The following is a 6000-nucleotide window of genomic DNA, read 5'->3' on the forward strand; positions in this document are numbered from 1 at the left end:
CTGGCGAGTGCGATGAGTGCCGGAAAAGCACCGGCGGTTAGATGAAAACCACCGCCAACTATTCGCCCTCCGACGGTGGAAGACGCCATCGAACGGCTCGAAAACGACCGCAACTGATACGCTTTTTGCTCACTACCAACAGCTTTACATACGTTTTTTTGAAATTAGCTGTAGCCCGCATGGCCCCTGGCCTTCACTTGTGCTGAGGGCTGAAAACCGCGCCATGCGCGGCCTCCAGCCTTGGGCAAGTACAGAAAGAATCTGTTATGGTTTTTTTAGGCGAGGGCTTCGTGTCGTCGCCCAACACGTCAGGGTCGTAATTCGATAATTGCCACGACCGCAAGACTATATCGTTGAGTCAGCCGATTTCGTCGCTGCCGCTCTTGACCAGAGGGGCAGACTGGGGCCCACCGCCCCGGACCGAAGAACAGATAAGTGCTGGCTACCGCAACAGGGCGCCAGCCCAACAAGAAATTTCGGATGTACGCGCATCTCGGATGAGATGTGAATACCCAAAGGATTGGGCTTCGTAACACTGCCAGAGGGTTTGGAAAGCAGTTTGCAGCACGGCCACGCATTACATCATTCGTCACGTTCACCTATTGCGCTCGCCTCGGCGACCGCTCTGGGACGCGCTCGAGTGCCTGCAGAACGCCTTGTGACAGAACGCTGTCCAAACCCAGGAACCGTGTATATACCCACAAGCAAGAACAGTCTGCATCGCATGACGGGTGCCCGGTGGGCGCTCGGCAAGCTGCGTGTGACTGCTCTGATGTCTACTGAAGGGGAAACATCCCATGCAGTCTGGAAAAATCGTCGTCGAAAACCTCTACAAGGTGTTCGGCGACAAGCCGCAAGAAGCCATCGACCTGCTCAAGCAAGGATGGAGCAAGGACAAGATCCTCGCTGAAAAAGGCGCCGTGATCGGTGTCAGTGACGTGTCGTTCAGCGTCGAAGAGGGCGAGATCTTCGTCCTGATGGGCCTCTCGGGCTCGGGTAAATCCACCCTGATCCGCCTCATCAACCGGCTGGTCGAACCCACCGCCGGCAATGTCTACATCGACGGCCAGAACGTCGCCAAACTTCCCAAGGACCAGCTCATCGACCTGCGTCGTCGCGACATGAGCATGGTCTTCCAGTCCTTCGCCCTGATGCCCTCGCGCACCGTGCTCGAAAACGCCGCCTTCGGTCTCGAAGTCGCCGGCAAGGGCCGCAAAGAGCGTGAAGAACGCGCCATGCAGGTGCTCAAGCAAGTCGGCCTGGACACCTTCGCCAGCAAATTCCCCCACGAGCTGTCCGGCGGCATGCAGCAACGGGTCGGCCTGGCCCGCGCGCTCTCCGTGGACCCGTCGATGATCATCATGGACGAAGCCTTCTCGGCCCTCGACCCGCTCAAGCGCCGCGAGATGCAGGACATCCTGCTGGAGCTGCAGAAGACCCATCGCCGCACCATCATCTTCGTATCCCACGATATCGAAGAGGCCATGCGCATCGGCAACCGTATCGGCATCATGGAGGGCGGCAAGCTCGTCCAGGTCGGTACACCGCAAGAACTTATCGACAATCCTGCCAACGAATACGTACGCAACTTCTTCGATACGGTCGACACCAGCCGCTATCTAACCGCTGGTCAGCTGAAGGCCAACAGTGTTCCGGTCTACGTGCACAACGGCAAGGCACCCGATGCGCAGACCGTATGCCGTGAACTGCAGGCGCAGGACAAGCACTACGCCTTCATCGTCGACGAAGACAACAAGTTCCGCGGCTCCATCAGCCTGGAGAAGATCGCATTGCTGGTCGAAGGCGGCGACTCCCCGGCACTCGATGGTGACGTGCTGAAAGCCATCAGCCCGGTTCCCGAAGACCTGCCTCTGGATCAGGTGATCAACCGCCTGGTGGACAACGAAGGTCCGATCCCGGTGGTCGACCAGGATGGCCATTACAGCGGCGCCATCAGCAAGGGCCGCCTCCTGACCCGCCTGCAGGGAGAATGACATGAGCGAGAAACTGGATCTGGGTAGCTGGGTCAACGACGCGGTCCAGCACATGCTGGACAACTACAGCGGCGTGTTCGACAGCATGGGCAGCGTGGTCAGCGGCTTCTCCGAAGCGATCGAGAACGTGCTGATGCTGCCACCGGCGTGGCTGCTGATCGCCATCTTCGTGGCCCTGGGCCTGTGGCGCATCGGCTTTCGCTTCGCGGTGTTCACCACCGTGGCCTTCGTGCTGATCGTGATGACCGGCTTCTGGGAGCAGACCGTGGTGACCCTCGGCCTGACCTTCTCGGCGACCCTGATCAGCCTGCTGATCGGCATTCCGCTGGGCATCTGGGCAGCCAAGAGCGAGCGCGTGTCGACCATCATCCGGCCGATTCTGGACTTCATGCAGACCATGCCGGCGTTCGTCTACCTGATTCCGGCGGCCATGCTGTTCGGCCTCGGCCGCGTGCCCGGCATCATCGCCACGGTGATCTTCGCCATGCCGCCGGCCGTGCGCCTGACCAGCCTGGGCATCCGCCAGGTCAACAAGGAAATCGTCGAGGCCGGCCAGTCGTTCGGCTGCAACAGCCGCCAGCTGCTGTTCAAGGTGCAGTTGCCCAATGCCATGCCGTCGATCATGGCGGGCGTCAACCAGACCATCATGATGGCCCTGTCGATGGTGATCATCGCCTCGATGGTCGGTGCCGGCGGCCTGGGTAACGACGTGCTGGCGAGTATCCAGCGTCTGGACATCGGCCTGGGCTTCGAAAGCGGTATGGCCGTGGTGCTGCTGGCGATCATTCTCGACCGCATCACCGAAAGCTTCGGTACACCGCAGACCGCCGCAAACCGCGCGGGTTGGCTGAGCTGGTTGAGTGCGCGACTGCAGCGCCAGTAAAAGGCCATACTCAGCTTCCTCTCAATCACACAAGGATTCGCGGATGAACATATTCCACAAGGCAGCGGGTGTCGGTTTGTTGTCCTGCGCCCTGGTGCAGGGCGCCTGGGCGCAGGAGCCGGCGAGCTGCAAACAGGTACGCTTCGCCGAAATCGGCTGGGCCGATATCGCAGCCACCACTGGCGTGGCCATGACCCTGACCGAAGGTCTCGGCTACACGCCGCGCAAGACCATGGCCTCGGTGCCGATCGCCTTCACCGGCGTGAAGAACAAGCAGATCGACGTGTTCCTCGGCTACTGGGCTCCCTCCATGGACTCGGTGATCGAACCGTTCACCAAGGACAACAGCGTCAAGGTGCTGGCCAAGCCGAATCTGGAAGGCGCCAAGTACACCCTGGCGGTGCCGACCTACGCGGCCGAAGCGGGCCTGAAGAGCTTCCAGGACATCGCCAAGTTCAAGGATCAGCTGGGCGGCAAGATCTACGGCATCGAGCCGGGTAACGACGGCAACCTGCTGATCGACGGCATGATCAAGGAAAACAAGTTCGACCTGGGCGACTTCAAGATGGTCGAGTCCAGCGAAGCCGGCATGCTGGTGCAGGTGCAGCGCGCGATCCGCAAGAAGGAGCCGGTGGTGTTCCTCGGCTGGGCGCCGCACCCGATGAATACCCAGTACGACATGACCTACCTGTCCGGTGGCGATGACGTGTTCGGCCCGGACTACGGCGCGGCCAAGGTCTACACCGTGGTGCCCACCGACTACGAGGAGCGTTGCGCCAACGTCGGCAAACTGCTGAACAACCTGCAGTTCAACGTCGAGATGGAAAGCCAGCTGATGGAGAAAGTCCTCGAGAAGCAGGACCCTGCCGACGTCGCCAAGCAATGGATCAAGGCCAACCCGCAGGTGCTCGATGCCTGGCTGCAAGGCGTGACCACCTTCGACGGCCAGGATGGTGCGGCCGCCGTGAAGAAATTCGTCGGGCTCTGAGCCCGCACTCACCGCGACCCGCCTGCACCTGGGCGGGTCAGGTACAGCAGGCGAGGCGGCACGCATCGCCTGTCAGCCGGGGGCCCAGGCCCTCTGCGCCGGTGCCAACAGGGCTATGCCCTGCTCTGCACAGCTGGTGCCGCAAGGCCCGCGATCAGAACGAGCCAGTAAACCACCTGAACTGCCACTCACTGACGGAGCAAGACCTATGCACAACTTCAAACGCCTCTGCCTGCAGAGCCTCGGTGCTGCTGCCCTGGCCCTGGGCATGTCCGGTGCCATGGCCGCCGACAAGCCGGCCCTCAAGATCGGCTACGTGAACGGCTGGGACGACAGCGTCGCAGTCACCCATGTCGCCGGTGAAATCCTCAAGACCAAGCTCGGTTACGACGTGACCCTGCAACCGGTCGAGCCGGCCATCATGTGGCAGGGCATCGCCCGTGGCGACCTTGACGCCACCCTCTCCGCCTGGCTGCCCGCCACCCACGGCGAGTACTACGAGAAACTCAAGGACAAGGTGACCGTGCTGGGCACCAACTACGACGGCGCCAAGATCGGCCTGATCGTTCCCGAATACGTTGAAGCCAAGACCATCGCCGACCTGGAGAAATACGCCAAGGACTTCGATGGCAAGATCACCGGTATCGACGCCGGCGCCGGTGTGATGCGCCGTACCGAAGACGCGATCAAGGAATACGACCTCAAGAGCATCAAGCTGATGCCGAGTTCCGGCCCGGCCATGACCACCGCCCTGACCCGCGCCGAGAAAGCCCAGAAGCCGATCGTGGTGACCGGCTGGATCCCGCACTGGATGTTCGCGCAATGGAAGCTGCGTTTCCTGGAAGACCCGAAGAACGTCTTCGGTGAAGCCGAGCACGTCGACACCGTGGCCAACCCGGGCCTGGAAGCCAAGGCACCGGAAGCGGCGGCCTTCCTGAAGAAGATTTCCTGGAGTGCCGAGGAAGTCGGTTCGGTAATGCTGTCCATCCGCGACGGCGTGAAGCCGGATGAAGCGGCCAAGCAGTGGATCGCCAAGAACCCGGATCGCGTGGCCGAGTGGCTGAAGTGATCTGAGCGTTCGCTAGCGCGACGTCCCGCAAATGCCAGTCAGCCACCTGACTGGCATTTTTCGTTCAATGCCCCTCGTGACTGCCTGCCCGATCAAGTTTGGCTTCCCTACCGTCATATATTTTTGTATATAGCGGTAGCGAAAGTGGCCGCCATCTGCGGCCCTCACCCAGGAGCCATTCATGCACAGCCGCCTCGTTCGTCCGCTTCTTCTGCTTTGCGCCAGCTTCGCCCTGGCCGGCAACGTCCTCGCCGACCAGGTTCAGGTCGCGGTCGCCGCCAACTTCACCGCCCCCATGCAGGCCATCGCCAGCGCCTTCGAGAAGGACACCGGACACAGCGTGCAGGCGTCCTACGGCGCCACCGGGCAGTTCTACGCGCAGATCAGCAACGGCGCACCGTTCGAAGTGTTCCTCTCTGCCGATGACAGCACGCCCGCCAAACTCGAGCAGGAAGGCCAGAGCGTAAAAGGCTCGCGCTTCACCTACGCGATCGGCACGCTGGTGCTGTGGTCGCCGAAGCAAGGCTTCGTCGACGATCAGGGCGCGGTGCTGAAGAAGGGCGAGTTCAAGCACCTGTCCATCGCCAACCCGAAAGCGGCACCCTATGGCCTCGCCGCCACCCAGACCCTCGACAAGCTGGGCCTGAGCGACGCGCTCAAGGGCAAGATCGTCGAGGGCCAGAACATCACTCAGGCGCTGCAGTTCGTCTCTACCGGCAACGCCGAGCTGGGCTTCGTCGCCCTTTCCCAGGTCTACAAGGACGGGACGATCACCAGCGGCTCGGCCTGGGTAGTGCCGGAGACGATGTACGAGCCGATCCGCCAGGACGCGCTGATCCTCAAGAAGGGCGAAGCCAACCCGGCCGCCAAGGCGCTGGTCGAGTACCTGAAAGGGCCGAAAGCCGCCGAAATCATCAAGGCCTACGGTTACCAGCTCTAGAGAGCATGTCGGAACCCTTTGCGGGTCGATGCCGCAAGGGGCTGCTAGGTGGCGGTAGCGGCCGTTATCCGATCCATTGTGGGAGCCGCGACCTCGCGGCGAATCGCTCAGGCACCGCCGAAATAG

5 protein-coding genes are annotated in these 6000 nt (G+C 61.7%); all 5 read left to right on the forward strand.

All coding sequences use genetic code 11. The features are described 5' to 3' along the window. The first annotated feature begins 797 nt into the window (after positions 1 to 797). Complete coding sequence (locus BVH01_RS07515; protein ID WP_075929754.1) at positions 798 to 1994, forward strand: glycine betaine/L-proline ABC transporter ATP-binding protein; 1197 nt, start codon at positions 798 to 800, stop codon at positions 1992 to 1994. Position 1995: 1 nt separating this feature from the next. After that, on the forward strand, positions 1996 to 2877 hold the full coding sequence (locus BVH01_RS07520) for a proline/glycine betaine ABC transporter permease (protein WP_075929755.1): 882 nt from the start codon (positions 1996 to 1998) through the stop codon (positions 2875 to 2877). A 43-nt stretch (positions 2878 to 2920) separates the two neighbouring features. Beyond that, on the forward strand, positions 2921 to 3865 hold the full coding sequence (locus BVH01_RS07525) for a choline ABC transporter substrate-binding protein (RefSeq protein WP_075929756.1): 945 nt from the start codon (positions 2921 to 2923) through the stop codon (positions 3863 to 3865). Between the two features lie 208 nt (positions 3866 to 4073). Further along, positions 4074 to 4934: a glycine betaine ABC transporter substrate-binding protein gene (locus tag BVH01_RS07530; protein ID WP_075929757.1), complete on the forward strand. Its 861-nt coding sequence runs from the start codon at positions 4074 to 4076 to the stop codon at positions 4932 to 4934. 181 nt (positions 4935 to 5115) lie between these two features. Next, the gene (gene modA / locus BVH01_RS07535) at positions 5116 to 5874 is read left to right on the forward strand and encodes a molybdate ABC transporter substrate-binding protein (protein ID WP_075929758.1); all 759 of its coding nucleotides are present in this window, start codon (positions 5116 to 5118) and stop codon (positions 5872 to 5874) included. Positions 5875 to 6000 lie beyond the last annotated feature (126 nt).

Source organism: Pseudomonas sp. PA1(2017) (assembly GCF_001945375.1).
In the GTDB taxonomy this organism is placed as follows: domain Bacteria; phylum Pseudomonadota; class Gammaproteobacteria; order Pseudomonadales; family Pseudomonadaceae; genus Aquipseudomonas.